20 protein-coding genes and 1 pseudogene are annotated in these 26,504 nt (G+C 62.5%); 16 read left to right on the plus strand and 5 right to left on the minus strand.

What is annotated here, in order from left to right; genetic code table 11:
* Positions 1-18 precede the first annotated feature (18 nt).
* From AC07WT_RS22780 to AC07WT_RS22795, 4 genes and pseudogenes are all read left to right on the plus strand, one after another.
* Positions 19-318, plus strand: coding sequence for a hypothetical protein (locus tag AC07WT_RS22780; protein WP_494948693.1), 300 nt, complete (start codon positions 19-21; stop codon positions 316-318).
* Complete coding sequence (locus tag AC07WT_RS22785) at positions 278-685, plus strand: hypothetical protein (RefSeq protein ID WP_494948694.1); 408 nt, start codon at positions 278-280, stop codon at positions 683-685. Before AC07WT_RS22780 ends, AC07WT_RS22785 begins: the two co-directional genes overlap by 41 nt.
* A complete protein-coding gene (locus tag AC07WT_RS22790) occupies positions 670-1,038 on the plus strand; it encodes a hypothetical protein (RefSeq protein WP_494948695.1) in 369 nt (122 codons plus the stop codon). Before AC07WT_RS22785 ends, AC07WT_RS22790 begins: the two co-directional genes overlap by 16 nt.
* 116 nt (positions 1,039-1,154) lie before the next feature.
* Positions 1,155-1,223 (plus strand): annotated as a pseudogene (locus AC07WT_RS22795) (IS6 family transposase); the annotation flags it as partial.
* Positions 1,224-2,020: 797 nt separating this feature from the next.
* Here AC07WT_RS22795 and AC07WT_RS22800 read toward each other — a convergent pair.
* The gene (locus AC07WT_RS22800) at positions 2,021-2,326 is read right to left on the minus strand and encodes a hypothetical protein (protein WP_494948696.1); all 306 of its coding nucleotides are present in this window, start codon (positions 2,324-2,326) and stop codon (positions 2,021-2,023) included.
* A 246-nt stretch (positions 2,327-2,572) separates the two neighbouring features.
* On the opposite strand from AC07WT_RS22800, the gene AC07WT_RS22805 reads away from it, so the two are divergent.
* From AC07WT_RS22805 to AC07WT_RS22850, 10 genes are all read left to right on the plus strand, one after another.
* Positions 2,573-3,415, plus strand: a complete 843-nt coding sequence (locus AC07WT_RS22805) for an HTD2 family dehydratase (RefSeq protein WP_494948697.1) — start codon at positions 2,573-2,575, stop codon at positions 3,413-3,415.
* Between the two features lie 1,065 nt (positions 3,416-4,480).
* Positions 4,481-5,980 (plus strand): L-piperidine-6-carboxylate dehydrogenase, encoded by a 1,500-nt coding sequence (gene amaB, locus AC07WT_RS22810; RefSeq protein WP_494948698.1) that lies wholly within the window; start codon positions 4,481-4,483, stop codon positions 5,978-5,980.
* A gap of 124 nt (positions 5,981-6,104) precedes the next feature.
* Positions 6,105-7,277: an NAD(P)/FAD-dependent oxidoreductase gene (locus AC07WT_RS22815; RefSeq protein WP_494948699.1), complete on the plus strand. Its 1,173-nt coding sequence runs from the start codon at positions 6,105-6,107 to the stop codon at positions 7,275-7,277.
* A 129-nt stretch (positions 7,278-7,406) separates the two neighbouring features.
* Positions 7,407-8,603 (plus strand): aminotransferase-like domain-containing protein, encoded by a 1,197-nt coding sequence (locus AC07WT_RS22820; RefSeq protein WP_494948700.1) that lies wholly within the window; start codon positions 7,407-7,409, stop codon positions 8,601-8,603.
* Positions 8,604-9,047: 444 nt separating this feature from the next.
* Complete coding sequence (locus AC07WT_RS22825) at positions 9,048-10,886, plus strand: DUF2138 domain-containing protein (RefSeq protein ID WP_494951010.1); 1,839 nt, start codon at positions 9,048-9,050, stop codon at positions 10,884-10,886.
* A gap of 132 nt (positions 10,887-11,018) precedes the next feature.
* Complete coding sequence (locus AC07WT_RS22830) at positions 11,019-11,711, plus strand: DUF1175 domain-containing protein (protein WP_494948701.1); 693 nt, start codon at positions 11,019-11,021, stop codon at positions 11,709-11,711.
* Positions 11,708-16,540: an alpha-2-macroglobulin family protein gene (locus AC07WT_RS22835; protein ID WP_494948702.1), complete on the plus strand. Its 4,833-nt coding sequence runs from the start codon at positions 11,708-11,710 to the stop codon at positions 16,538-16,540. The genes AC07WT_RS22830 and AC07WT_RS22835 overlap by 4 nt, the downstream gene beginning before the upstream one ends.
* 11 nt (positions 16,541-16,551) lie before the next feature.
* Positions 16,552-18,324: a DUF2300 domain-containing protein gene (locus AC07WT_RS22840; protein ID WP_494948703.1), complete on the plus strand. Its 1,773-nt coding sequence runs from the start codon at positions 16,552-16,554 to the stop codon at positions 18,322-18,324.
* Between the two features lie 89 nt (positions 18,325-18,413).
* A complete protein-coding gene (locus tag AC07WT_RS22845; protein WP_494948704.1) occupies positions 18,414-19,226 on the plus strand; it encodes a YfaP family protein in 813 nt (270 codons plus the stop codon).
* Between the two features lie 22 nt (positions 19,227-19,248).
* On the plus strand, positions 19,249-20,055 hold the full coding sequence (locus AC07WT_RS22850; RefSeq protein ID WP_494948705.1) for a YfaP family protein: 807 nt from the start codon (positions 19,249-19,251) through the stop codon (positions 20,053-20,055).
* A 365-nt stretch (positions 20,056-20,420) separates the two neighbouring features.
* Here the strand turns inward: AC07WT_RS22850 and AC07WT_RS22855 are convergent, their stop codons facing one another.
* The 3 genes from AC07WT_RS22855 to AC07WT_RS22865 all read right to left on the minus strand — a co-directional run bounded on the left by AC07WT_RS22855 (position 20,421) and on the right by AC07WT_RS22865 (position 22,893).
* Positions 20,421-20,927, minus strand: coding sequence for a metal-dependent hydrolase (locus AC07WT_RS22855; RefSeq protein ID WP_494948706.1), 507 nt, complete (start codon positions 20,925-20,927; stop codon positions 20,421-20,423).
* 182 nt (positions 20,928-21,109) lie between these two features.
* The gene (locus tag AC07WT_RS22860) at positions 21,110-21,481 is read right to left on the minus strand and encodes a sugar ABC transporter ATPase (protein WP_492595959.1); all 372 of its coding nucleotides are present in this window, start codon (positions 21,479-21,481) and stop codon (positions 21,110-21,112) included.
* A gap of 260 nt (positions 21,482-21,741) precedes the next feature.
* On the minus strand, positions 21,742-22,893 hold the full coding sequence (locus AC07WT_RS22865; RefSeq protein WP_494948707.1) for a porin: 1,152 nt from the start codon (positions 22,891-22,893) through the stop codon (positions 21,742-21,744).
* Between the two features lie 630 nt (positions 22,894-23,523).
* Between AC07WT_RS22865 and AC07WT_RS22870 the strand changes: the two genes are divergently transcribed.
* Entirely contained in the window at positions 23,524-24,060 is a 537-nt protein-coding gene (locus AC07WT_RS22870; protein WP_492595961.1) for a hypothetical protein, read from the plus strand.
* 117 nt (positions 24,061-24,177) lie between these two features.
* Here the strand turns inward: AC07WT_RS22870 and AC07WT_RS22875 are convergent, their stop codons facing one another.
* Positions 24,178-24,612 (minus strand): hypothetical protein, encoded by a 435-nt coding sequence (locus AC07WT_RS22875; RefSeq protein WP_492595962.1) that lies wholly within the window; start codon positions 24,610-24,612, stop codon positions 24,178-24,180.
* Positions 24,613-25,051: 439 nt separating this feature from the next.
* Here AC07WT_RS22875 and AC07WT_RS22880 point away from each other — a divergent pair, with 439 nt between their 5' ends.
* Positions 25,052-26,455, plus strand: coding sequence for an MFS transporter (locus AC07WT_RS22880; RefSeq protein ID WP_494948708.1), 1,404 nt, complete (start codon positions 25,052-25,054; stop codon positions 26,453-26,455).
* Positions 26,456-26,504 lie beyond the last annotated feature (49 nt).

Raw genomic sequence — 26,504 nt, forward strand, 5'->3', positions numbered from 1 at the left:
CGACGCGACAAGACTGCTGTGCGCCGCTACTTCGAGAAAGCCTTCGACGCAGCAAACTCGCCGCGAGGCCGGCAAGCCGACAATGCGTATGCGAAGGCAGCATCGCCCGGTTATTGGCGCACGGCCGCGCGGCTCATCAGCCGCGCGCTCGACGACGAAGACCGGGAATCGGCGCGACCGATCGCGGCCTGGCTGCTGAACCGCCACGTTCCGGCCGGCTATAACAAGCTCGCCGACGTGCTGGAGGCCGTGTCCGGCTACGATGGCGAAAACGCCTGTGACGCAATGCGATCGGCCACTCGCGCAACGACTCGCTGAAGCGGCCGTCACTGCGCCGTCGTCGGTGCAAAACGACGGCTCGCTGTATGGCATGCCGCGATGGAATGCAGCGACAGAAAAGCGCTATTTCGGCGTGCGCTTTCCCGGCTTGCTATCGTGTGCATACACCGTGAGTGCTATTTTTCAGGCTGCATGCCATCCGATCGGCAGACTCGCGTCCGTGTCGGCGGTCGATGCCGCGCTGTCGAACTGGCGGAAGATCACGCTCGAGCGCGACCTGAAACCCGGTGATGTTGTGTTGGCACACCGATTCCGAAAGGATCAGCGCTGCTCCCTGGCAAGACAATCTACGATGATGGTTTCGTCGACAATGACGATTGGAATGTTGATGTGTCTGGCGATATGATCATTGGCCCGCTTCAACTGCCACTAACCAGTCCAAGGTTACTGCTGAACAAACAGCACAAACTGCTCGGCGTTGGCGATGCAACGCTGGCCCGTGAAACCCACGTCGGACCGGTAACCTACCCCGCTGGAGCAGCAGTCAAGTCTGCCGGACATGGCCTGCGCGAAAAACGGCCAAACACATGGATCTTCAGTCCGCATGGCAACGCTGCGCACTATGCTGGGCATGCGGATATACCCGAAGGCACGTCAGTACTCCAGGCAGCGAATGGCAATGTTGCCGCCATTCTGCCAAATCAGGCGGTGGGCGTCGTGTTATTCGAGTCGATCGTCAGCGAGGTTAAGACTCGCTAATATAGGCGAGCAGCCCACGGAAGTCGCACCCGCAGGCCTTCTCAGGTAGGGTTGAAAGCTCGCGCGCACTGGTCGCGGCATTGTGAGGTTCCGGGGTCGGTCGCGTAGATGGCATGATGAAGAAGTCGAAATCGCTTTATCACGGCCACCATTTCCCCGCGGGCGTGGTCAGTTGCGCGGTGCGGACTGCCTCTGGGCTATTCTATTCATTGCCGATGTAAGCAATCCTTCTCATTCTGTGCTTTGTTCGTCCTTCCATCTGCGCCTCATGACGTATTTGCCAAATCCCACTGAGCGGCAATTCACCTTTGTGAGACCGGCTCCAGATAGCAGCTAGACGCCGCGTTTTGTTGATTCGTTCGCAGTGCATTCACCATACAGGGAAATTTCGGTTGCCACTGCTTCGCGCAGCGCCGTCCAGCCTACCGGTATCGGTACGAACACGCTGTTATTGTTGTCCGATGAGACGCATAGCCTGATATGACTAACATTGCCGTTCATGTCGTATTGGACCCGAAGTATTCTCGTTGCCGATGCTGGACGCCAATTCACCTTCCGCAGAAAGTACGAGCGACCGTCTCCTCGCTCAAGCGGATCGATGACCAGATCGAAATTGGAGGTTAAGAACGAGTGGAGGTCGTCGCTTGTCATCTCGTTACCGCAGGATTCATATTCTCGGATAGTTCGAAACCGTTCATTATGGCAGAAGGTTGAACGAGCGAAGGCGGCCGAACTCCGTCCAATGCCGAACTTGCGTAGTCGACTCTCAACAGACCTTTAGATTTACCGAAGGCAGTCGTTCATAGCGCAGTTAAGAGCATGTTGCCGCATAGCGTCTAACTGTGTCCCACTCTCTGGTGGAGCGAAAGCTGCCAGTCACGCCGACCCGATGGTCTTTCGTCTGCAGTCCCTCGAGATGTAGCCTCGAAAGACAATATTTCGAGGCTACATCTCGAGGGGCCGCTCATAGCCGGCTGCCGCCTCATGTAATGAGCATAGGTAGCTTGAACCTCGCAAGGCTGCGATCGGCAGCACGCCACCCGAAGCTGCGGTACAGGTCGTCTTGCGGATAACGCGCTGTCAGCACGTCACATTCGTCGCGAGTGAGCAGATTGCGCAGAATCGCGCAGCCATATCCGTTCGACTCTTCTTCGACATCGAACCAGTCGATCGCGTCCACGCGCTGCGTCAGCGAACCGATGCCGGCATCATGCTCGGCTGGGCGTTCCAGTTCCAAAGGTTCCAATTCCAGCTCGAGCGAACGCGCGCACTTCGCAACAATATTCATCAGCATTCTCCGTCAGGCGATCATCGAGCGATGATGGAGTGGAAGCACGCGTCCGATCCGGCGCACTCCGACTCTTGCTCTCCCATTCGCCGCGCTCCGCGAGCATCGCCGCCACGTCCGCCCGCCGCGCGGGCGTTTTAAGCACAGACAAACGCCCGGTTCGCAAATGCAAACTTCGCGAAACGCATCGTCAGGTTCATAGTAAGGTCCTATCAAGCCCAATCAGCGTATTCGGAGACTTCGCATATGTCTGCCTCCCCCGAGAAACTCGAAGACTGGCTCAGCAAGGAGGCGGTGACCGAGGACGACATCACGGCCTTTCCGCTGGCGGCAATGGCCGCCACGCTCGATCGGACAGACAACGGCGATACGGTGCCGCCGTTGTGGCACTGGCTGTATTTTCTGCCGACGGCGCCCTTGTCCGAGGTCGGGCCGGACGGCCATCCCAGGCGCGGCGGCTTCCTGCCGCCTGTGCCGCTGCCGCGGCGCATGTGGGCCGGCGGCCGGCTGACCTTCCACGCGCCGCTCAAAGTCGGCGAGCACGCCAAACGCACCTCCACCATCGCCAATATCGAAGACAAGACCGGCCGTTCGGGCCGTCTCGTGTTCGTTACCGTGCAGCACGCGATCGAGGCAAACGGCGAACTGAAGCTGGAAGAGGAGCACGACATCGTCTATCGCGACGCGCCGCAAGAGGGCGCTCGCCCGCCGCATCCGGCGCTCGCGCCGGAAGGCGAAACCTGGCGGCGCACCATCGACGCCGACGCGGTCATGCTGTTCCGCTACTCCGCGCTGACTTTCAACGGCCACCGAATTCACTATGACTACCCGTACGTCACGCAGGTGGAAGGCTATCCGGGGCTGATCGTCCACGGCCCGCTGATTGCAACCTTGCTGGTCGATCTGGTGCGCCGCGAGCGGCCCGATGCGACGCTGCAGAGTTTTGCGTTCAAGGCAGTGCGGCCGACCTTCGCCGGCCAGCCTTTTACGGTGTGCGGCAAACCTTCCGCCGACGGCAAGACCATCGGCCTGTGGGCCAAGGATCACGAAGGCTATCTGACGATGAGCGCTACGGCGGCGCTGGCGTGAACGGTAAGAGATTCGACTCTGTGAACCGTGCAACGGGACTCGGTTCAGGAGAGTGGTGGGGCGGTTTGCGATCTATGCAACAACGCCGTCACGGACGGAAGAAATGCCTGAGTCGCGGCCTCGCGAGGCGCTGACTGCGCCAACGAGGGTAGTCGCGTGCGCTGGACGGGTGAGCCCCAGGCACGACTGAGCGGGTTTGAGCGGCGGAACCATTGTTGGATTGGTCAAGTAGATGCCTTCGGAGGGAGTGATTTTTTATTCAACTGGTCGTAAATAGCCAGTTTGAGGATGAGGGTATTAAATATTGATGTCAAAAGGTGATTTGAAAGCACGGAAAGCAGCCCTATCGCCCCAAAAAATATGAAATACATTCCATCCGGGAATAGTCCTGATTTGATGAATAGTAAAGTCCAAAAAATAGGAGGGCAAAAAAACGAAGCAAAAAAGCAATATCCGGAATATTTTCTGATTCTCGGAATGGAATTTTGCCTTGCGACTTCTATCATGGACTCGATTTCGCTCCGTGAAAGATTTTTTAGCTCTGGAATAATCCATGTGAGCATAAACGTGAATTGGATTGTCATGGTATTTTTGGGATGGCACATCGCTCAGAAAACTAACAAATAGCTTTCATCGTATTGCGTAATGGTTGGGATTTGCAACAAGCTTGTCGTGCGGCCGCTTGGATGTGCTCGGCCGAGTGGCCGGCTCGACGGAGCCGGAGTCAGCGTCGCACTGCCGCCGACACCTTCGCACGACGCGTCTCAGGTATAGGCAAGCACCAGCCCCCGCGAGCTTGGGAGTGCGGAGATGCCTGGAAACCCGATCTGGGCATTTTTTCCAATAGGAAACGAATGTGCGAGTGACGATATGTTCCAGTCGAGTCCACGCAAGCGCGTGCGTCAGTCGCGTGTTTGCCCGAATCTGAAGGTCTCAATCAAGCACAGCAAGTCCACGCAAGCCTTGTGCGTCCAGCTTCGGGCAAATACCCTTGCCGCCATAAAAACCCGCGTGTATAGTTTCCGAACTTACTCTTGTTTCGCATTGGAAATTAAAGGGATCCTCATGGACGCTTCGACCATCCTCGCCGACCTCGGCATCGCTCGCGCTGCGCAAGCCGGCGATATCGCGGTCCATTCGCCGATTACCGGCGAACTCATCGGCCGCGTGGCCAGCAATACAGTGGCGGAAGTCGACGCGGCCCTCGCTCGGGCGAAAGACGCCTACGCCGCCTGGCGCAACGTGCCGGCGCCGCGCCGCGGCGAACTGGTGCGCCTGCTCGGCAACCGTCTGCGCGAAAGGAAGCAGGCGCTCGGCAGCATCATCACGCTCGAAACCGGCAAGATCCTCCAGGAAGGCATGGGCGAAGTGCAGGAAATGATCGACATCTGCGACTTCGCGGTCGGTCTGTCGCGTCAGTTGTATGGCCTGACCATCGCATCGGAGCGCCCCGGTCATCGGATGGCCGAAACCTGGCACCCCATGGGCACCTGCGTCGTCATTTCGGCGTTCAATTTCCCGGCGGCCGTGTGGTCGTGGAATGCGGCGCTCGCGCTGGTGTGCGGCAACGCAGTGATCTGGAAGCCGTCGGAAAAGACGCCGTTGACTGCGCTCGCCGTCAATCAGATTCTCAACGAGGCGCTGCAGGAATTCGGCGACGCACCGGCCGGCCTGACCGCGCTGATCAACGGCGGCCGCGATGTCGGCGCGAAGCTGGTGGCCGATCCGCGCGCATCGATCGTCAGCGCGACGGGCAGCACGGAAATGGGCCGTACGGTCGGCGTGGAAGTGGCGAAGCGCTTCGGCCGCTCGCTGCTCGAACTCGGCGGCAACAATGCGGGCATCGTCGCGCAAACGGCGGATCACGAACTCGCGATGCGCGGCATCCTGTTCTCGGCGGTCGGCACGGCAGGGCAGCGTTGCACGTCGCTGCGGCGTCTGTTCGTGCACGAGAGCGTCTATGACAAGACCATCGAGCGTCTGAAGCAGCTGTACAGCAAGGTGCCGATCGGCAATCCGCTCGAAAAAGGCACGCTGATGGGGCCGCTGATCGACAAGCAAGCGTATGCACGCATGCAGGAAGCGCTGCAACAGGCCACGGCGGACGGCGGCAAGGTGTTCGGCGGCGAGCGCGTCGAGGTTAAGGGTTATGAAGGCGGTTATTACGTGCGCCCGGCGATCGTCGAAATGCCGTCGCAAACCTCGGTGGTGTTGAAGGAAACCTTTGCGCCGATTCTTTACGTGTTGCGCTATGCGGATTTCGCGGATGCGGTCGAGGCGAACAATGCGGCCGTGCATGGTTTGTCGTCGTGCGTGTTCACGACCGACCTGCGCGAAGCGGAGCGCTTCCTGTCCGACTCGGGCAGCGATTGCGGTATCGCCAACGTCAACATCGGGCCGAGCGGCGCGGAAATCGGCGGCGCGTTCGGCGGCGAGAAGGAAACCGGCGGCGGACGCGAGTCGGGTTCGGATGCGTGGAAGGCCTACATGCGCCGCGCGACCAACACGGTCAACTACTCGTCGGCTTTGCCGCTCGCGCAGGGCATCGACTTCAATATCGGCTGACAGCGTTCGCTGTACCCGGCAGAAGGCAGCGGCGCATTCATGCGCCGCTGCGCACTGCATCTTTCAGCAATCCGTTTGCGCCGCCCGCCGTTCGAAGGCGGCTACGCTACTTGTGGAGTAAGACGTGAGTTCCAAAGTCGTGATCGTCGGCGGTGGGGTGATCGGCAGCTCGATCGCGTATTTTCTGCGGCTTGCTGACCCGACAGTCGGCGTCACCGTGATCGAACGCGATCCGACTTACGCGCGCTCGTCGTCGGCGTTATCGGCGGCGTCGATCCGTCAGCAATTCTCTACACCGCTTTCCATTCAGATGTCGCTGTTCGGCATCGAGTTTCTGCGCTCGATCGGCGAGCGGCTCGATGTCGACGGCGCGAAACCGTCGATCGATCTGCACGAAGGTGGCTATCTGTTTCTGGCGACGCCCGCCGGCGCGGCGACGCTGCGCGAGAATCACACGTTGCAACGAAGTCTCGGCGCCGATATCAGTCTGCTCGACAAAGACGCGTTGCAAGCGCGCTTTCCCTGGCTCAATACGGAAGATCTCGTAGCGGGCGCATTTGGCGAAAGCGGCGAAGGCTGGTTCGACGGTTACGGGCTCGTGCAGGCGCTGCGCAAGAAAGCGCAGGCGCTCGGCGCGCGCTATGTCGCGGCCGACGTCACAGCGTTGTATCGCGACGGCAAACGTGTCACGCAGGTGCAGACCGCGAGCGGCGAAACCTACCCTTGCGACGTGCTGGTGAACGCGGCAGGAGCGTGGTCACGCAAAGTCGCGCAGATGATCGGCATCGACCTTCCTGTGTTCGCGCGCCGCCGCAGTATTTTCAACGTCAGTTCGCCCGCGCAGCTCGAACGTTGTCCGTTGCTGATCGATCCGAGCGGCGTGTATTTTCGTCCCGAAGGCAAATCGTTTATCTGCGGCGCCTCGCCTTCAGCGGATAACGATCCCGACGATTTGCCGCTGGACGAAGTCGATCACGCGCTCTTCGACGAAGTGATCTGGCCGACGCTCGCGCACCGCGTGCCGCAATTCGAAGCGCTGCGCGTGCAGAACTGCTGGTCCGGCTATTACGAGTACAACGTCCTCGACCAGAACGCGATCATCGGTTATCACCCGGACGTCGATAACTGCATTTTCGCCAACGGTTTTAGCGGCCATGGTTTGCAGCAAGGCCCGGCAACCGGCCGCGGCGTCAGCGAATTGATTCTGCACGGGCGCTATACGACGCTCGATCTTGGCTCGCTGAGCTTTGCCCGCGTGCTCGAGAACCGGCCGATTGTGGAAAAGAACGTGGTCTAGGCACGCCAGGCGCACTCGGCAGATGATGCGGTAAACGCAATACGTAGTGCGTAGATATCGTTTGCCGCCCACCCCGACGATGGCCACAATCGACGCCGATCTTCCATCGACAGATAAACGGCCCGTCATATGTTCACGTTCAACCCTGCATTCGAAGCGCCGACCGGTTCGCCGATCCGCGAGCTGTTCAAGTATCTGGCGCAACCCGGCATGATCTCGTTTGCCGGCGGCTATCCGGCAAGCGACCTGTTCGACCGCGAAGGGCTCGACGCCGCCGCGTCGCGCGCATCGCAGCAGGCCACGCTCTGCCTGCAATACGGCCCGACCGATGGACTCGCCGTTCTCAAGGATCAGCTCGCGCAATTGATGACGCGCCGCGGCACCGCCTGCACGCCGCAGGAATTGCTCGTCACGACCGGTTCGCAGCAAGGCTTCGATCTGCTGTTGCGCGTGATGGTCGCCCCGGGCGACGTGGTGCTGGTCGAACAACCGGCTTATCCGGCGACCTTGCAGGCGCTCAAGCTGCAACAAGCCGACGTGGTGACGGTGCCGGTCGATCAGGACGGACTCGACGTCGCCGCGCTCACTGCACTGCTCGAAGCGGGCACGCTGACCCGGCCGCCCAGGCTGCTGTACACGGTGCCCACGTTTGCCAATCCGACCGGCGCGACTTTGTCGCTGGAACGGCGCACGGCGTTATTGAAACTGGCGGCGCGCCACCACTTTCTGATCGTCGAGGACGATCCCTATGGCGATCTGCGTTTCAGCGGCGCGGCGTTGCCGTCGCTGCTCGCGCTCGCCGACCAGGTGCCGGGTTCGCGCGACTGGGTCGTGCATTTTTCGAGTCTGTCGAAGATCGTCGCGCCTGGGTTGCGGGTCGGCTGGATGGTCGCGCATGCGGAGATCTTGCGCCGCTGCGTGGTCGCGAAGCAGACCGTCGACCTGTGCAGTTCGCCGTGGACCCAGGCGATCGCCGCCGAATACCTCGCGAGCGGCGCACTGGATCGTCATCTGCCGCGGATCATCGACGCTTATGCCGTGAAGTGCCGCACGCTGTGCGACGCGCTCGACGCGCACTTGCCCAGCGGCATCGCGTTTCATCGTCCCGCCGGGGGCATGTTCGTGTGGGCGCGGCTGGCGGGCGGGCAGGATGCGTCCGATTATCTGCGCGCCTGTATCGAGCGCAATGTGATGTTCGTGCCGGGTGTCGCGTTCTATAAGGACAATATCGATGCGGCCGCATTGCGGCTGTCATTCGCGGCTCCCGGCGTGGCCGATATCGAAAGCGGCGTGCAGCGAATGAAACAGGCGCTCAAACTCTTTTGACGGCGGCTCACACGTAATCGCTGCAAAGCGGTAACGGAAATACTTGAAATAGCCCGGTGCGCCATACAGTGCGGCCGGGCTTTTTTATGTATGCGGTTAATCTTATCGATTTGGCATAGGCGCACCAATCGGTTAATGCCGGAGAAGGCCACGCCATACTTGCAGGCTCGATGCGGTTCAAGCACGCGCTCAAACCCGGCACAAGCGCATGCCGCTCATACTCGTCACATGCCGTGTTATCTCAAACTGCTGCTTCCAATAGAAGAAGTGGCCGATTGATTAATACGGGTCAATGAAAACGCACACAATTCTTTCGTCAAATTCCTGAAATCTGACTGACTGTCAAATGCAGATCGCCGCTGGTTTTCAGCTAAAAATCTCAGGTATCATCCTTGCCTTCGGCGAAGGATTTCGGCGAGTTAATCCTCGCGTCCATCATCGTTAATACCGTCGCATCGAACCAGAAAAAATCAGATGAAGATGTCGCGTAAAAAGCTTGCAATCCTGGCGGTCGGTCTTCTGGTCGTGGCCGGCGTGATCATTCAGGCGGTGTGGCGTCCATTTGCGCATCGCAAGGCCGCCGAAACCGGCGAAGTCGTACTCGATATTCATCACCCGGACGCGGTGATCGACAGTGAAGCGCTCTCGCGTCTGCCGCGCGACATTCTGCGCGTGCCGCTGCTGCACGACGTGCTCACGCAAGACTTCGTCGACTATTACGAGTCGGACAATACGCGGCTTTCCGCCGAGGGCGCGCTACGGCGTCTCGCGTTCGAACATCAGCTCGACTGGCGCGATGAACTGATCCGCCGCGTGTTCGACGAACCCGCGCACGTGCTGCTATGGCGCTCGCCGGATGGACGCCTCGGCTACTGGGTGATGTCGATGCGCCGCAACGGGCTGGCGAAGCTGCTGCAAGGTCTCGGCAACGTCGCCGCGAGCGACGCGCAGTTGAGCCAGGTCGCCAGGCTGTCCGGCGGCGTGCCGGTCTACGCATTGAAGCTGGCGGTCGGCCGCACGGTATTGTTCGCCACCCAGGACGATCGCGTCGTCGTGCTGTCCGCCCCCGGCGTGCTGCTCGATGCGAAGGGCGGCTTGCTCGGCGAACGGGCCGACGCGGTTTCGGAAATGCTGTCGTCAGGTCGCGACGACGCGGCGCGTACCTATCAGCTGGACGCGCCGGGCGATGCACCGAAGGGGCATCGGCTAGTGGTGTCGGCGAATTACCTGTCGTTTGGTTATCAGGCGTTCTTCTCCGGTATCGATGCGTTGCGATTCGACTTTTCGCCCAATGGAAGCGCCGCGGCGAACTGGCAAACCGCCGCGCTGATCGAGCCGGGCAAGTTGCCGCAGCATTGGAATAGCGCCGATTTGTGGCGCGCGTTGCCGGCCAACCCGGCGGCGTGCACGAGCTTGCCGGCGGACTGGAAGGAAGCGTCGGGTCTGCTGGGCAAAGTGGCCGAGGCGGGTGCGGCAGGCGCGACGGCGATCGGCGCTCAGCTCGCGGGTCCCGCGGCCGTCTGCTGGTATGCGAAGTCCACGCTGGTCGCGCCGGTGTTCGTCGCGCGCGTGAAGACGCAGGACGCGGCGAGCCGCGCCGCGCTGAAGGCTGCGCTCGGCAAAACCTTCGGCAACGTGATCGGCGCGTATGAGGCAAAGGCGGCTAAATCCGGCGATGCCGACGCGGACTATCGCCGCCTGCCGGTCACGACGCGCGAGCAAGGCGCCGACGTCACCGTGTGGCAACGTCCGGTCAGCGCGCGTGCGGGTACTGCGCTCTCGAGCAAGGCGGCGTTCGCTTCGCAACTGTCGGCGGAACGCTATTTCCCGGTGACGCTCGCACTGGCGCACGGCTATCTGATCTTCTCTCCCGATGCGCGTCTGGTCGACGATACGCTCGCCGTGCTCGACAAGCGCTATCCGGCGCTCGCCGACACGCTTGCGCCGCAGCGTCTGCCGCGCACGATTCTGACGCTGACGCCTTCTTCCGCGGCTGCGCTGATCGAGCGCGAAGCAGGCGCGGCGTTGCCGGCCGATCAGGAGTCGGTGTTCCGCAACGCGTCGCGCACTCACCTCGTGCCGAAGCTGCATGCGCTCGCGCACTATCCGCCGGTGTCGTTGACGTTGCCGCAGGACTTGCCGGGTTCGACGGGCTGGGTACCGGTCGAATGGTGGTTCGATCGCGCGAAGGCGGGCGCCGGTGCGGATGCCGGTGGCGCAGCGGGTGTGGCGGCGGGTGGTGCCGATACGCCAGCAGATCAGCCCGGCACCGAGGGCGACTAGGTGCGCTGTCTTCACGTCCCCGGCGTGGCGTTCGCGACGGATGCGCGCGCAAATGCGTACGCGCGTGAACGTGCGCCTGAGCACTCCCCTGGACGCGCGCCCGCAGCAAATGCAGACGCCCGCGCGTACACCATGCCTGCCGCCGCCCGTCGCGCGTGGCTCGCGCGTGCCGCCGCAGCGTTCGTCATGGCGAGCCTCGCGCCGTATGCGAACGCGCTCACCAGCACCACAGCCGCGCCCGATCCCGACGCGCTCTCGCCCCGGCAATCGGCGGCATTTCGCGCGTGGTTCGTGCGCATTGTCGATCAGCAGATGCGGCGCGGCCCGACGCCGCGCTGGACGCAACGCGATTGCGCGGGCCTCGTGCGCTTTGCCGTCGGCGAAACCCTCAAGCCGCACGACAGCAAATGGCTGCGCGCGAACGGCATGACCAGTCTCGCGGACACCAGCAGCATGCCGCCCGAATTGCAGCCGTCCGCATCGCAACGCACGCTCGCCAATCGCTGGACCCAGCTCGACGGTTCCACCGGCGCGTATGCGTCGGCGATCGCGCTGATTCAACGCAACAGCCGTTTTGTTTCGAAGGACGTCAATCAGGCGCTGCCGGGCGACCTGCTGTTCTTCGACCAGGGCGACGACCAGCATCTGATGATCTGGCTGGATCGCTACATCGCTTATCACACAGGCACCGTTACGCCGACCGATACCGGTCTGCGCGCCGTGGCCGTTTCCGACCTGATGCAATGGAAAGATTCCCGCTGGCAGCCGCTCGACGGCAATCCGAATTTCGTTGGCGTGTTTCGTTTGGACTTTTTGACACCATGACCCGAATGATTTCCGTCACCGCTTCCAGCGGCCGGCTTGGCAACGCGCGGCGTCGCGCGGCTTTCACGTTGGCCGCGCTGCTGACCGCCATGACGCTGGCCGTCGCGCCGGCCTATGCCGACGACGCAGCGGCGAAGGATGACGATGCATCGAGCGCCTCGGCGGATAACAACATCGCCGCGAACCCCACGCTGCGAACCGCGCCGTCGAGCAATTTCGCTTCGCAGAAGGTCGACGGTCAGCCGTTCTTCCTGCTCTCGGATGCGAGCTTCGGCAGCGATCAACTGGCGCAGGTGCGGCTGGAGGCGCCCGGCCGGGAGTTCAAGGATGCGCTGCAAGCGTATGGCGGCGCGGACATCGTCGTGTATCGCGTGCCGAAGCCGCTGGACTTTCTGAAAGCGCAGAAGAATCTGCATCGATTGAACGTCGCGCCGAATTATCAGGGCGAAGGACTGGCGAATACGCTGGCCTATCTCTGGGACCGCTGGTTCACCGAAGCACGCCGTGCGTGGCAGCGCGTGCTCTCGTTCGCCACGCGCAGCAAGGCGACCGAAGCCGCGCCGCAATTCAGGCTCGGCGAGCAGACCGGCAAGCAGACGCAGTTCCAGCCGAACTCGCAGTTCGCGCCGCTCAAGGGCTACGATCCGGTCGCGCGCTTTCGCTATCCGATCTGGGACGCCAAGGTGATTCAGCCGCCGAAGGGCGTGAATCTCGAAGGCAGCAGCAGCAACTTTATCGAGGCGAGTTCGGGCAACGTGATGATTCCGGTCGGCAAGCTGCCGCCGGGGCTATATATCGTCGAGGCGATGATCGGCAACTATCGCGCGCACACGCTGCTGTTCGTGTCGGATACGGTGGCGGTCGTGAAGGCGGCGTCGAGCGGGATGCTGGTGTGGACCACGCGGCGCGATAACGGCAAGCCGGTCGCGAGCGCCGAAGTGAACTGGACCGACGGCGTCGGCGTGCTGCAAAGCGGCACCACCGGCGGCGACGGCGCACTCGTGCTGCAACACGTGAGCCCCGAGCGCAGCTACGTGCTCGGCGCCGATCCGCAAGGCGGCGTGTTCGTGTCGGAGAATTTCTATTACGACAGCGAGATCTACAACACGAAGATCTACGCGGTCACCGACCGCCCGATGTACCGTCCGGGCGACGCGGTGCATGTGAAGTTCATCGGCCGCACGTTCCAGAACGCGACGCAATCGTCCGCGCCGGCCGATGCCGATATCAATCTCGACGTGCTCGATCCGAACGGCGCACCGGTCGCCAGCAACAAGGTGCATTTCGCGTCCGGGACTGGCGCGGACACGTCGTTCACGCTTCCCGCCGATGCCACCGCCGGCGGTTACACGCTGCGCTTCGATTACAACGGCGATGTATACGGCAGCGCATTTCGCGTCGCCGAATATGTGAAGCCGCATTTCGACGTCAATCTGTCGATGGACAAAGCCGACTATGCGACCGGCGAGCCGCTGAAGGGCAAGATCCAATTGCGCTATCCGGACGGCAAGCCGGTGCGAGACAGCAAGATTTCGGTCACGCTGCGCGCGCAGAAAGTGACCATTGTCGACGGCGAATTGCGTTATGCGGGTCTGTTTCCGGTCAAGCTGGAACAGCAGGAACTGAAGACCGACAGCGACGGCAACGCGAGTCTCACGCTGCCCGCCGCCAAAGAGCCGAGCCGCTATGCGTTGACCTTGTTCGCTCAGGACGGCGCGGCCTACAAGGTGCGCGTAACGCGTGAAGTGCTGATCGCGCGCGGCGCGACGCCTTATCGTTTGTCGACGGCGAAGTCGTTTTCGCAGCCGAAGGAAACGGTCAGCTTCGATCTGCAAGCGCTCGGCACGCTCGACCCAGCGTCGCGTGCACCGGCCAAGTGGGAATGGACCCGCCTCGAATCGCAGACGCACGGCGAAGGCGCGCTCAAAGCTTCGGCCACGGGCGGCAAGCTGTCGTTCCCGGTGCAATTCGACCAACCGGGTTCGTACATGCTGTCGGTCAAGGACGACACGGGCAATCTGCTCGCCGCCGCAAGCCATTGGGTAGCGGGCGACGGCGTGAAGGCGATTCCGGGCAGCGTCGAGATCGTGTTCGATCGCGACAAGTACAGGATCGGCGACACCGCCGAAGCGCTGATCACTTTCCCGATGCCGGTGGACGATGCGCTGCTGACTCTGGAGCGCGACAACGTCGAACGTCGCGCGTTGCTCACGGCGGGCGGCGACTGGCTGCAACTGCAATGCGTCGCGCCGTCGCAATGGAAGGCGCGTATCAAGGTCGGCGAAAATTTTGCGCCGAACATGACGTTCTCGGTGCTGTACGTGCATGCCGGCGAATACGTGTTCCAGAACGCGGGCATCGTGGTCGCGCAGCCGCAGATCGAACTGAATGCGAAGAGCGACAAGCCGGTGTACGGTCCGGGCGATACCGTCACGCTGAACTTCGACAGCACGCTGAACGGCAAGCCGGAAGCGGCGAATCTGACCGTCAGCGTGGTGGATGAAATGGTCTACGTGTTGCAGCCGGAAATCGCGCCGAACATCGTCGACTTTTTCTATCACCCGCGGCGTAACAACGTGCGGACGTCGTCGAGTTTGTCGTTCATGACCTACGACCTCGCGCGCTCGCCGTTGAAGGGCGCGCCGGGCGGCCCGCAACGCGCGAACTACAACGAACGCGGCGTGAAGGTGCTCGAACGGCCGCGCCGCGACGATCAGGACACGGCCGCGTGGGAAGGCAATCTGAAGACCGACGCCAACGGTCACGCCACGATGACCTTCAGGATGCCGGACTCGCTGGCGCGCTGGCGCGTCACCGTGCGCGCGGCGGCGTCCGACGGCATGGTGGGTCAGCGCACCGCGTATGTGCGTTCGGACAAGGCGCTGTATCTGAAATGGAGCGGGCCGTCGCATTTCCGCGTCAACGATCAGCCGGCCATCGACATGATCGCGTTCAATCAGACCGGCGCGGACATGGACGCCGAGTGGGCGGTCGACGGCGGAGGTTTGTCGTTGAATCAGAAGGTCACGCTCAAGCGCGGCGCGAATTATCTGCGTCTGCCGACCGGCACGCTGAAGGCCGGCGTGATCAACGCGACGCTGCGCCGCGCGGGTAAGGATGTGGATCGTTTGCAGACCACCATCCATCTCGATGCGAGCGGCTGGCTCGATCTGCATCAGAACACCGTTGCGCTCGACGGTTCGAACAAGCCGCTCAATCTGCCACAAGACGCGCAGGACGTCAGCGTGCGTTTTGTCGGCAGCGCGTCGAGCGCGTTCGCGCGCGTCGCCGACGATCTGATCAACTATCCGTACGGTTGCGCCGAGCAGACCTCGAGCCGTCTGATTCCGCTCGCGCTTGCACACGACGCCATCGGCCGCGGCGACAACGCCAGTTCGACGCAAGGGCTCGAAGCGCTGCTGCGCAATCAGCGGCAGCGTCTCGCGATGCTGGCCGGCGTCGGCGGCACGTTCGGCTGGTGGGGCGATACGACCGGCGGCAGTGCGCTGATTACCGCTTACGCGTATTACGCGGATTGGCTCGCGGGCCGCAGCCTCGGCATTTCGCTGCCCGCCGACAACTGGCAGCACGCGATGGACGTGTATAGAGATGCGGGCGCGAAGGAGCCGCTGCTGCACCGCGCGCTGGCGCTGTGGCTGATGCAGCAGATGGGCTTGCCAGTCGCGACGCCGGTATCGGGTGTCGCGGGCGACTTGCTGAGCGACGCGGCGGCATCGGGTAATGCGGCGGCGCCTGGTGGCACGTATGGCGCGTCGGACAGCATCGTGTTCGCGCAAGCGGACTCGCCGCGCGGCAAGCACGTGGCGACGCTGCTGATCGCCAGCATGGCGCGCGGTGCGGGCGCTCAACTGCCGGATGGGTTCGATGCGGCGGCGAGCGCCGCGCGCGTCGCATTGGTCAACGATCCCGTGCCGCTCGTGCAAAGCCTGTTGTACATGACGGCTGGAGAGGGTGGCGCAACGGTCGATGCATCGGCCCTGCTCGCGAAAAGCAGCGCCGATTATCCGACGCTCGATCGCGCGCTGACGCTGCTGTGGCTGCGCAAGGCGCTCGGCGGCGAAGTGGCGGCTGCCTCGCTGCCGTCGTTGCAAGGCGCCGGCTGGACGCGTGCGGCGACGCCGACCGGCGCGCCGCTCTGGAAGTGGACCGGCGCGGCGCGCCCCGGAGGAGGTCCCCTTGGGGGATTGCCTGCGACGCTCGATGCCGGCGCGGCGCGTACGGATGTCAACGCGCTGGTCTCGTTCCGCAGTCATGCGAGCGAGGACAGCCGGCTGAACATCACAGTCGCGCGTCGATTCTACAAGCTGGAGCCGCTCGAAGTGAAGGTGAAGGCCGATCCGAAGAAGGGCGACACGGAATCCCAGTTGGGCCGCTCAACGTTCACCGCGCGTCTCGTGAAGCAGGGCGACGCGATCGACAGCAATGCGCTGTACGTCGACGAAGTCACGCTCACGCCGCGCTCGGGCAACGCATACCACTACGGGCTGCTCGATGTGCCGCTGCCGCCGGGCGGCAATGTCGAAGCGACCAGCTGGGGCGTCTCGATCGACGGATTGCCGGGTGAGAAGGAAGGCGCCAGCGGTCCGCAGCCGTTCCAACGCGCGGCATCGTATGAGATGGGCGAACTGGCTTATCACCAGCCGGTGCCCTTGCTCGATCGGCCGGTGACGCTGCGGCAACTGGTGCGCTTCGCGTTGCCGGGCACGTTCGCGTTGCCGCCGGCGCGCTACTTCCGCATGTATCAGCCGGACGCGAAGGCGTTCGAAGGCGGCAAGAGCGATCGCGTGACGACGCTGCGCATCGAGTAAGCGAGACCGCCATGTTCCCTGTTCTCCGGCGCACTCGCGATCGTCTGGCAGCCACGCTGCGGATCGCGCTAGCCGTGAGCGTGGGCTGTGCGTCGATCGGCGCGGCGGCGCAGAACGCAGAGGGCGCCCGGGCGCCGGCGGCGTCGTCCGCGCAGACGCTGCGGTTTGCGTGGCTGCGCGACGCTCAGGCCCAACTCTGGCAGGTCAATGCCGATGGCGCGCTCGACGGCGTCTCGCCGCAATCCGGACGGCCGTTGCCCGCGTCTTTGGAGACGCCGCTCGGCAGCGTGTGGAAGCTGTTCGTCTACGGTTATCTCCTGGACCGCAAGATCGCCGCGCCGGATTACACCTGCAGCGGTGGCGATCCTGAAGAGGTGTACTGCTGCATGACGGGCGGCCACGTCGACCGTGAACACGCGCTGGTGCAATCGTGTGGCCGTTTTTTCGAACCCGCGCGTTTGCAACTCGATCCCGCCGACTGGCGCAAGTATTGGACCGCCGCGCATGCGCCCGTCTGGCTGCGCGACCTTCACGCGATGACGCCCGCGCGCCGCGTGCCGGTCACCGAACTGCTGGCCGCGTTGCAGGCGATGCCGGCACGGCCGCGCGAAGCGGCGGCGAGCACGCTGGTGTCGGTGCTGACGAGCGGACGCGGCGAGGGCACCGTGTCGCTATACGGCAGCGTGCTGCGCGCCAAGACATGGACGATGCCGGACCCGGCGCGGCCCGGCGCATCGATCGGCGGCGCGGCAGGCTGGCTTGCCGACGGCACGCCGGTGTGGCTCGGCGGTTCAGGCGGCAGCGCGCGCGTGCTGGCAGCCGCCGCGCCGCGTATCGCGCCGCTGCTCACGCGAGTCACCGTACCGGACGACGCCGCCTGCGTCCTGGTCGATTTCTTCACCCGCTACCCGATTCACCAAGTGCTCGGCGACAAGGGTTCGGCCGCGGTGCCGGATGGTCCGTTGCGTGGCAGCTTCCGGATCGGCTTCGTCAACGGCAACTGGGCGCGCGCGGAAAGCCGCGGCGAATTGATGCTCGATCGCGACGACCAGGGCGCGCCGCAACTGATCGGTCGCTTCGGTATGAACGACTATGTCGCGCGCGTGGTCGAGCGCGAGGGTGATACGAGCCAGCCGGAAGCGGCCAGGGCTTTGGCCGTGGCGGCGCGCACGTACGTCGTGCAGCACGGCAATCACGACCACGGCTGCCTGCGTATCGACGACAGCAGCAGCACGCAACGCGTCCTGCCGCGCGAGCCGACCGCCGCCGCACGCAGCGCTGCCGATCTGACCGACGCGCTCGTGCTGACCGGCGTGTCCGTCCAGTATCACCACGACAAGGCCGCGCCGGGCCAGATGAGCTGGCTGGCCGCCAAGGCTTTGGCGCAAAACGGCCTGAGCTTCGATGCGATCCTCGCGCGCAACTGGCCGCAAGCGACGTTGACTTCGTTCCAGAGTCCTTTGTCCGGCGATTGCATCGCGGTGGCCGGCGCGCGTGAATGGCTGCAACGCAACGCGCCGTTGTGGGCGCGCCGCATGGACGGCGCAGCGGGTTACGAAACCCCCGATCTGCCGGCCGTGTGCGCGGTACGGGAAGGGCGGCCGTATGCGGACGCGCAGCGCAATCGCGTGTACATGTACCGGCTGCAAACCGAAGAGGACCGCATCGCGCTTGCGCATGAGTACATACACCTCGCGTTCCAGCATCATCCGCGCGGCGTCGACGAGGCGTTTGTCGAACGCACCGCGCGCACCTTGATCCGTACCGACAATTCGATCCCATGAAACACGCCTCGGCTTCGACTTCATCTTTGTTCTGCTTGCCGCTTTCCGTGCGTGCCGTTGGCGTTCGCGCGGCGTTTGCGGTTGCGTCCGTGTCTGCGTTTGCTCTGGCCGCGGCTGTGCTGGCGGCCAGCGCGGCGACGAGCGCGCACGCCGCCGGTGCAGATGGCGCCGTCGCCCATCTGACCGGCGCATTCGGCGGCTGGCGTCACAGCGGGTTGACCAACGAAGGCGAGCACTTCGTCGCGGCGTACCCGCGTCCGCCGGTCGATCGCGGCGCGCAGCGCTATCGCACGCTGATCGAAGGGCGCCTCAAGCACATCGACAAACATGCGCGCAAGCCGCCGACGCTGGTCGTCAACGGTAATCCGACGCCGCTCTATACCGACAACGAAGGCGCGTTCGCGCGTCCGTGGGCTTTCGGCGCGGGCTCGAACAGCATCGAGCTGATTTCCGCCGACGGCAAGCAGCGCCAGCGCATGCAGTTCTACGAGGCTGACCGCAGCAAGCCGCAGGCGAAGTTGCGCGCGATCGTCACGTGGGACGATCCGAAGGCGCAGGTCGATCTGCATGTGATAACGCCGGGTGGTTTGCATGCCTTCTTCGCCAATCCGACGCTCGAAGACGGCAGCGGTTTCGACGTCGATTCCGTGGATGGCGCCGGGCCGGGGATTTTTTCGTCGGCGGCGCCCGAGCACGGCACGTGGCTGTTCTTTCTGAATTACTGGGGCAACTTCGATTCGACCGGCTACAACTTCGACGCCGCCGCGCATGAGCGCGACGTGATTACCGCAACGCTGACGCTGGTGTTCAACGAAAATACGCCGAATGAACGGCGCGAAACAAGGGTCGTGCCGCTGCGCAAGATCGGCGACCTGATGCTCGTGAAGAGCGAGCGACTCTGAAAGCGGGATGGGAGCAGTGACGATGAAGGTCAAGACGACGCGGTGGATGAAAGCTGGCTGGACGTTGCTCGTCGTCGCCTGTTTGCAGGCCGCGCTGCACGTACAGTCGGCGCGGGCAAGCGATATCGACTTCGCCGCACCGCTGAACGGCTGGCGCAACACCAGCGGCGACAGCGAGCGTTATACGCAGGACGTGCATTACCCGGCGGTGTCGGTCTCGACGCCGGAAGGTCAGTCGAAGTTCGCGCTGATCGAAGGGCACATCCGCAATGCGCCGAAGAAGAAGGGCACCACGGTGGGCACGCTGGTGGTCGACGGTACGCCGTTGCCGCAGCGTGTGGAGGAAGACGGCAAGTTTTCGCGGCCGTACGCGTTTCCTTCCGGCAGCAACAGCGTCGAATTGCGCGCACCGGATGGCGCCCGCAAGCGTGTGCAGTTCTACGACGCGTACAGCGGCAAGACGCAGCCGAAACTGCGGATCGTGCTTGCGTGGGACACCGACGGCACCGACCTCGATTTGCATGTCGTATCGCCCGATGGTGTGCACACGTGGTACGGAGATCGCGTTGCGCCGAATGGCGGCGCGCTCGACGTGGATGTGACTACCGGATATGGACCGGAGATCTATTCGTCGGCTGCGCCGTTGCATGGCACGTATCTGGTTTATGTGAACTACTACGGTAACGGGAATAGCGGCGCCGACATGACCGTCGCACAGGTCACTATCATCACGAATGAAAATACGCCGAATGAAAAGAGCGAGACGATTCGGGCGCCAATGCGGAAGGCGGGCGAGCTGACGCTCGTGAAGACGTTTGTCCTGCCATAAGGCGTCGCTCCGCTCCACTTGGCCCACTTGGCCAGCAGACTCGCTGCGATCCGATCAGCCGACTCGCTGCGGGCAGAGGGTGGAATCTGAATGCGTTCAATCACTTGCATGACTCGTGCGCAGGATATCCACAGGCTTGCGAACAATTTCTGTTGATAAGCGTGATCGGTCGGGATGGGCCTTCCCACAGAGTGTGGAAAAGGCGCTGCAAGGGGCTTCTTTTGTCGTGCTCGCAGGCCGAATGGCGAATCGCGCGCACGGCGCGTCATTGCTGGGCGATCAAGGACTTGGATGACGAGTCCGCAGGATATCCACAGGCTTGCGAACAATTTCTGTGGACAAAATGGAGGGTGGTTTTTTGCCCCCTATCCGATTCTCAAATGCCGCAGCAGCGAAAACCCGTGCAACCACACATGCTCGCCGACAAACCACGCTGCTACCCACGAAGCGGCGACGACAATCAGATCGCAATGCCCGCTATTCCAGAGATTCAGCGAATGACGTCCGGCAATCCAGGGCACACCTAGCGGATTCGGCCAATCAGCAAGCAAATGCATCAACCCACCGCAGGCAAACCCGAATGCTGGAGCGGCATAAACTGAATGCCCGAGCCAGTGATAAGAAAAAGCCAGCAGCGCCAGCCAGCCAATCCCCCAATGCGTCAGCGTGCGATGCGTAATCCACAGCCGCCGCGCCCGCGACCACCAGGCCACTTCGAGCCAATCAGGCGCCGTGCTTCCCGCCACGCCGGCGATGAAACTCAACAGCACGCCGGCATGAAACGAACCGCCGCCACCGGTGCGCGCGACAACAACCGCGGCGATGACGCCAGCCGCAAAACCCGTCGCGTGATGTGCTTTGTTGGATGCCATCGAAGGTCGCGACGCAACGCGCCGCATGAAAGACAAAGGGCGGCTATGTTCGCAGATGCGCGCGTAAAAAAATAGCCGAAGCGTGACTTCAAAAAAATCACGTTCCGGCTTGGCGGCGAATTACGGACAGCACGACAAAACAGCGCTACAAAACGGCCCGGGAAAACGGCCCGGGAAAAAACTCAGGTCGCGCAGCGCGCGATATCGAAGCGCATTTCCGGTTCCGGCGGATCGTCCGGCGCGTTCGCCGGATGCATCACCTTGATGACTGAGCCGGCGTTCGACGGCGTCAGCGTGACGAAATACGAGTTGTTCGAATCCGAGCCGACCGCGATTTCAGTCGCGCCGCCGACGCGCGACATGCGCACGCGCGACAAGCGGTCCTGGAGGCAATCGGCGATATCGGCAGGCGCGCGCTGCGAAGAGACATACATCATCGGCTGGGATGCGTCGCGGGCGGTGGGGCCGCCGGAAGAACCGCAGGCGGCGAGCAGAACAACGGGAGCAAGCAGGAGGAGTCTTTTCATGATCAGATCGTCGGCGTCCCCGGTCATGCGCGGGAACTTGGGGCGCGGGCGAAGCGCGACGAGATTGACCGTAACGCCATGCTTCGCGACGAAGCCGCCGTTCAGCCGCTGCGACGTCGCGGCGAGGAAGGCAGCCGCGCCCAGTATACCTACCGCGTGCTGACGCCGTCACTACCACTACGTCGAAATGTAAGTCCCATGAAAAAACCCGCGCATGATCGTGTCACGCGCGGGTTGGATTGCAGGCCGGATCGGTATATCCGGCCTGCACGTACCACGAGAAAAACTTAGAAACGGTGACGCAGGCCGACAGCCGCGGCAACCTGGTTGCCGGTCGACGACGGTGCCAGCGTGTTGATCGCCGCGACGTTCGCGCCGAAGTTGCCGAGCTGGCCCGATGCGTGCTGGTACACGCCTTCGAGGTACACGTCGGTGCGCTTGCTCAGCGAGTAGTCGCCTTGCAGCGAGACGGTGTGCCACTTCGGATCGCCCGAACCGTTCGAACCCGACATCTTGCCGTCGGTGAACGTGTAAGACGCCGCGAGGCTCAGTGCTGGCGTCAGCGCATAACGGCCGTTCAGCTCGTAGTTGTCCAGGTGCAGGTTCGTGCCCGCCACGCCAGGCAGCGTCGTGCCGCCGACGTCCACGCCGGTGATGCCGTCCAGTTGCGTATGCGTGTACACGAAGCCGGCGGTTGCCGGGCCATACGAGTAGTTGATGCCCGCGCCGAACGTGCGTTGCAGGTTGGCCGCGACAGCCGCGGTGCCGTCGCCTTGCGACACGGCGCCGCTCAGGTTGGAGCTGCCCGACTTGTTCAGTTGCAGGTAAGCGGCAGCAACGCTCAACGGGCCGTTGTCATACGAAGCGCCGGCGCTCCATGCGCGGTTGTTCGAGAACTGGCCGGCCGAGTTGCTGAAGCCATACAGGCCGCCGAACTTGAGGCCGGCGTAATTCGCGCTCGTGTACTTCACGGCGTTCTTGATCGAGAACGAGTTGTCGAGATTGTCGTTGTCGAACGGGTGAGCGGCCAGATTATTGCTGTAGCCCGCGCCCGCTTCAGACAGCGGCGCGAGGAAGTCGACCACGGAGTCGTACTGACGGCCGAGTGTCAGCGCACCGTACTGGTCGCTCTTCAAACCGACGAAGGCCTGACGATTGAACATCGTGCTGTTTTCCGAGAACTGGCCGTTATTCAGGTTGAAGCCGTTCTCCAACGTGAAGATCACGTGCAGACCGCCGCCGAGGTCTTCACTGCCGCGCAGGCCGAAATAGGTGTTCGACACCGAACCGCTGCCTTGCTGCCAGTTGCTGTGGCCGCCCTGGTTGTTCGAGTAGACGAGACCGGCGTCCAGCGTGCCGTACAACGTGACGCTGCTTTGTGCGTGCGCGGTGACCGCAAACGCGCCCATGATGCCCGCGACGATGAGGGTTTTTTTCATGTTTCATAACTCCGAGACAGTGCATTAGAGAATCGCATTCCAGTGCTCACCGCCGATCCCGCGGGCAGCCTGACGATCCGCTGAGAAGTGTATTCCTGCTATTCATATATTTACGCGCATCCGGCACAACAGTGAATTCCCGGTTCCGTAATAGAGAATCTGAATGGTGTAAGTGCGGATAAATAAAGAAAAAAAATAGTTTTGAATCGAGATTAGCGGTTGGATATGTCAATATGTCCGGTGTTGTTCGCTCACGACGGCCTTGCTGGGCTTTGGTCTGCGTGGACTGTTGCGTAATATTTCGCAATATGCGATTCCCCCATTTTTCTGCAATGCACTCTTCCAATTCGTGAGGTCTTTCTCTGCGGAATCCGGTTCTACAATTCGTTTCACCCTTTGACCAAGGGTGTCTTTTTCATCTTTTTATACGCGGCTTCCGGGCCGCGTTTTTTTCGCCTTTTTATAATGGATTTATAAATTCCCGCAAAAAAGTGAAATGGATTAATTCGATTAACGGTGTTCCCGTCTGGACTTGTCCGTTCGTCATAGCGCCGCGTCTGGCGGGTGCGGGGCGGGTAGAATCGCGTGCTCGAGATGTGTTTTAGCCCCGCGACCGTGAGTGAACCTGTAATGACCGATACACCCCTTCCATCGTCCGATACCGCTGCCGATTCCACGACGGAAGGCTCGTCTGAAACGCCCGAAACCCTGCACGAAGCGCGTCTGTGGCGCGACGACGGCTGGACCGCGCGCGTCATCAAGAACGAAGACGACGAAGGCTGGGCCGTCGAAATGATCAAGGACGGCGAAGCGGAGCCGGCGCTCGTCGGCCCGTGGACCATGGGCCGCAACAAGAAGGATCCGAAGCCGCTCGATACGTCGGCATTCAACACGCTGGTGAAAACCGCGTCGGAAGTGCTGCGCCGCCATGAACAGCAATTGCGTGCGCAGTTGCATAAAGAGGTGAGCGTGGCCAGCGCCAACGGCGAAGACGAACTCGACATCACGCTGGATATCGTTCCCGACGAAGACGAGCCGTACGCGCTGCTGACCGCGCTCGACGCCTTCGGCGAACAGCTCGCGCAAGTGCAGGTCGCGCCGAATTTCAAGCTCAGCAAGGCGAGCGCCGCTGCGTGGGTCGAAAACGAGTTCCGCCGACCGGGCTGATCCGGCGTGGCCAAGGTCAAATCGACGCTCGCTCCGCTGGTGCGCGCGAACTATAAGGACCGGTTCGGCATGTCGGTGGGTTGTCGGTGGGTTATCCGACGGCGGATCCGCCGCCCCTCAACTCCGCTTGCAGAAAATCGCCGTCACGAGCGGCGCCACGTGATGCACGAGCGCCGTGCTGCCGGCCCCGGCGATCGCGTCCTGCACCTTGGACTCGCCGCCGAACACCACCACGCCGTAAGCGGATTGCGCGACAGGTTCGCCATCTCCGATGCGAAACATCGGGTCGTCTTTCTCGTAGCCGACCACCGCGAACACGCGAAAGCCAAACGCGGTCAGCTCGGCGCCCTGGGCCGGCGAAAACGCGTTGATCGAATTGCTCTCCACCCGCATCGGCTTCGGATCGATCATCTGTTGCTGCGCGAGGTCGGCGATGAACTGGTGGCCGCTTTCATTGCACATCAGCGGTGCATCGAGCGTGGCGGCATGGCTCGCTAGCGGCAGCGCCGCAGCGGACAGCGCAAGGACTACAGAAGAAAAGAAGCGTTTCATAGGTGTGAATGGCGACCCGTATTCGATGTGTGTGTTCGCAACGGGCGGCGGCTATTGGACGAGACCCGAGAGACGTTGCGCATCGAAGTAATGCGGTGTAACAGACGCAACTGGATTCGCACTTTATCTCGATTCGGCAAATCTTGCTCTGGCGCGGTCACGCGGCGGTAACGAATGGACCTCGGAGAAACTTGCAGTAAGAAAGCAATCTTTCACGATCCCGTATATATTTCCGGGTTATGAATTTCCCGTTCCTCAATCATTGCCGCTGTAATGTGCGCGGAATTGCATCGTGACGCCGGGGGGTATGCCGGCTCACGATCGCCTCTGAAGTCCCTGCTTTTCCCTTCCCGGACATCCCGCTCGACAACATATGTTGTCGATGCAATGCGATAATCGCCGCTTTACGCCGACGGCCTAGCACGCCGTCGTCCTGCCAATGCCTCTTGCTTTAGGCACTTTCATCGTTCCGCTGATCGTCGCGTGCGCGATGTTCATGGAAAACGTGGACGGCACGGTCATCGTGACGTCGCTGCCGGTTCTGGCGCGCGATCTCGGCCAGGATCCCATTACCCTCAAGCTGGCCGTGACCGCTTATGTCATCGGTCTCGGCGTCTTCATTCCAATCTGCGGCTGGGTGGCGGACCGCTTCGGTTCTCGCACGGTGTTTCGCACGGCAATCGGCATTTTCATGGCCGGCTCGCTGATGTGCGCGGCTTCCACTTCGCTCGGCACCTTCGTGGTTGCGCGCTTCGTGCAAGGCATCGGCGGCGCGATGATGGTGCCCGTGGGGCGCATCATCATTTTCCGTTCGGTGCCGAAGTCGGACTTCATTCGAGCGGTCAACTATCTGACGGTACCCGCGCTGCTCGGGCCGGTGGTCGGGCCGCCGCTCGGCGGCTTTATCACGACGTATCTGCACTGGCGCCTGATCTTCTTCATCAACATTCCCATTGGCCTGCTGGGCATCTGGCTCGCGAACAAGCACATCGCCAACGTGCGCGAGGCGCATCCTGGGCGGCTCGACTGGACCGGGTTTGTGCTGTCCGCGAGCGGGGCGTCGCTGTTCATGCTGGGGTTGTCGCTGGTGGGCGGCGAGCTGGTGTCGAACACGGTGTCGTTTAGCATGTGCGCGCTCGGCGTGGTGCTGCTGCTGATTTACGCGCTGTACGCGAGCCGTGTCGAATTGCCGGTGCTCGACCTGCGGCTGCTGCGCATTCCGAGTTTTCACGCGAGCGTGGCGGGCGGTTCGCTGTTTCGCATCGGGCTCGGCGCGGTGCCGTTTCTGTTGCCGCTCGCGTTGCAGGAAGGCTTGGGCATGACCGCGTTCGTGTCAGGGTCGATCACGTGTGCGTCCGCGTTCGGGTCGATCTTCATGAAGGCGGCCGCGTCGCGTATTCTCGGCCGCTTCGGTTTCCGCACGGTGCTGATGTTCAATGCGGGCTGCGCCGGGTTGGTTATTGCGGGGTACGGACTGTTCTTTCCCGGCACGCCGCATTGGCTGATCTGGTGTGTGGTGCTGTTCGGCGGCTTCTTTCCGTCGTTGCAGTTCACGTCGTTGAACACCCTCGCGTATGCGGATATTCCGAGCCGCGACGTCGGCCGCGCGACGAGCGTCGCGAGCGTGATCCAGCAGATTTCGCTGGGGCTCGGCGTGACGATTGCCGGCATCGTGCTGCAAATCTCGCATAACGTACAGGGTCATTCGACCATCGTCTTCCACGATTTCTGGCCGGCGTTCCTCGTGGTCGGCCTGTTCTCGTTCCTGTCGATTCCGGTGACGGCGCGTTTGCCGCATGGCAGCGGCGATGAAATCGCGCGCGGCGGAAGAGGGCGAGGCTGATTGCAGCGCTCGGACCGCGCCCGATAGCGTTGAATGCGCGCCGCGTGCG

Source organism: Paraburkholderia sp. GW821-FHT02A12 (genome assembly GCF_059422005.1).

Bases quoted from the DNA above. Each gene is read 5' to 3' on its own strand.
- AC07WT_RS22850 (WP_494948705.1), top strand. From the start codon at position 19,249: ATGAAGGTCAAGACGACGCGGTGGATGAAAGCTGGCTGGACGTTGCTC.
- AC07WT_RS22800 (WP_494948696.1), bottom strand. From the start codon at position 2,326: ATGAATATTGTTGCGAAGTGCGCGCGTTCGCTCGAGCTGGAATTGGAA.
- AC07WT_RS22805 (WP_494948697.1), top strand. From the start codon at position 2,573: ATGTCTGCCTCCCCCGAGAAACTCGAAGACTGGCTCAGCAAGGAGGCG.
- AC07WT_RS22865 (WP_494948707.1), bottom strand. From the start codon at position 22,893: ATGAAAAAAACCCTCATCGTCGCGGGCATCATGGGCGCGTTTGCGGTC.
- AC07WT_RS22835 (WP_494948702.1), top strand. From the start codon at position 11,708: ATGACCCGAATGATTTCCGTCACCGCTTCCAGCGGCCGGCTTGGCAAC.
- AC07WT_RS22880 (WP_494948708.1), top strand. From the start codon at position 25,052: ATGCCTCTTGCTTTAGGCACTTTCATCGTTCCGCTGATCGTCGCGTGC.
- amaB (WP_494948698.1), top strand. From the start codon at position 4,481: ATGGACGCTTCGACCATCCTCGCCGACCTCGGCATCGCTCGCGCTGCG.
- AC07WT_RS22820 (WP_494948700.1), top strand. From the start codon at position 7,407: ATGTTCACGTTCAACCCTGCATTCGAAGCGCCGACCGGTTCGCCGATC.
- AC07WT_RS22855 (WP_494948706.1), bottom strand. From the start codon at position 20,927: ATGGCATCCAACAAAGCACATCACGCGACGGGTTTTGCGGCTGGCGTC.
- AC07WT_RS22875 (WP_492595962.1), bottom strand. From the start codon at position 24,612: ATGAAACGCTTCTTTTCTTCTGTAGTCCTTGCGCTGTCCGCTGCGGCG.
- AC07WT_RS22870 (WP_492595961.1), top strand. From the start codon at position 23,524: ATGACCGATACACCCCTTCCATCGTCCGATACCGCTGCCGATTCCACG.
- AC07WT_RS22860 (WP_492595959.1), bottom strand. From the start codon at position 21,481: ATGACCGGGGACGCCGACGATCTGATCATGAAAAGACTCCTCCTGCTT.
- AC07WT_RS22830 (WP_494948701.1), top strand. From the start codon at position 11,019: ATGCCTGCCGCCGCCCGTCGCGCGTGGCTCGCGCGTGCCGCCGCAGCG.
- AC07WT_RS22840 (WP_494948703.1), top strand. From the start codon at position 16,552: ATGTTCCCTGTTCTCCGGCGCACTCGCGATCGTCTGGCAGCCACGCTG.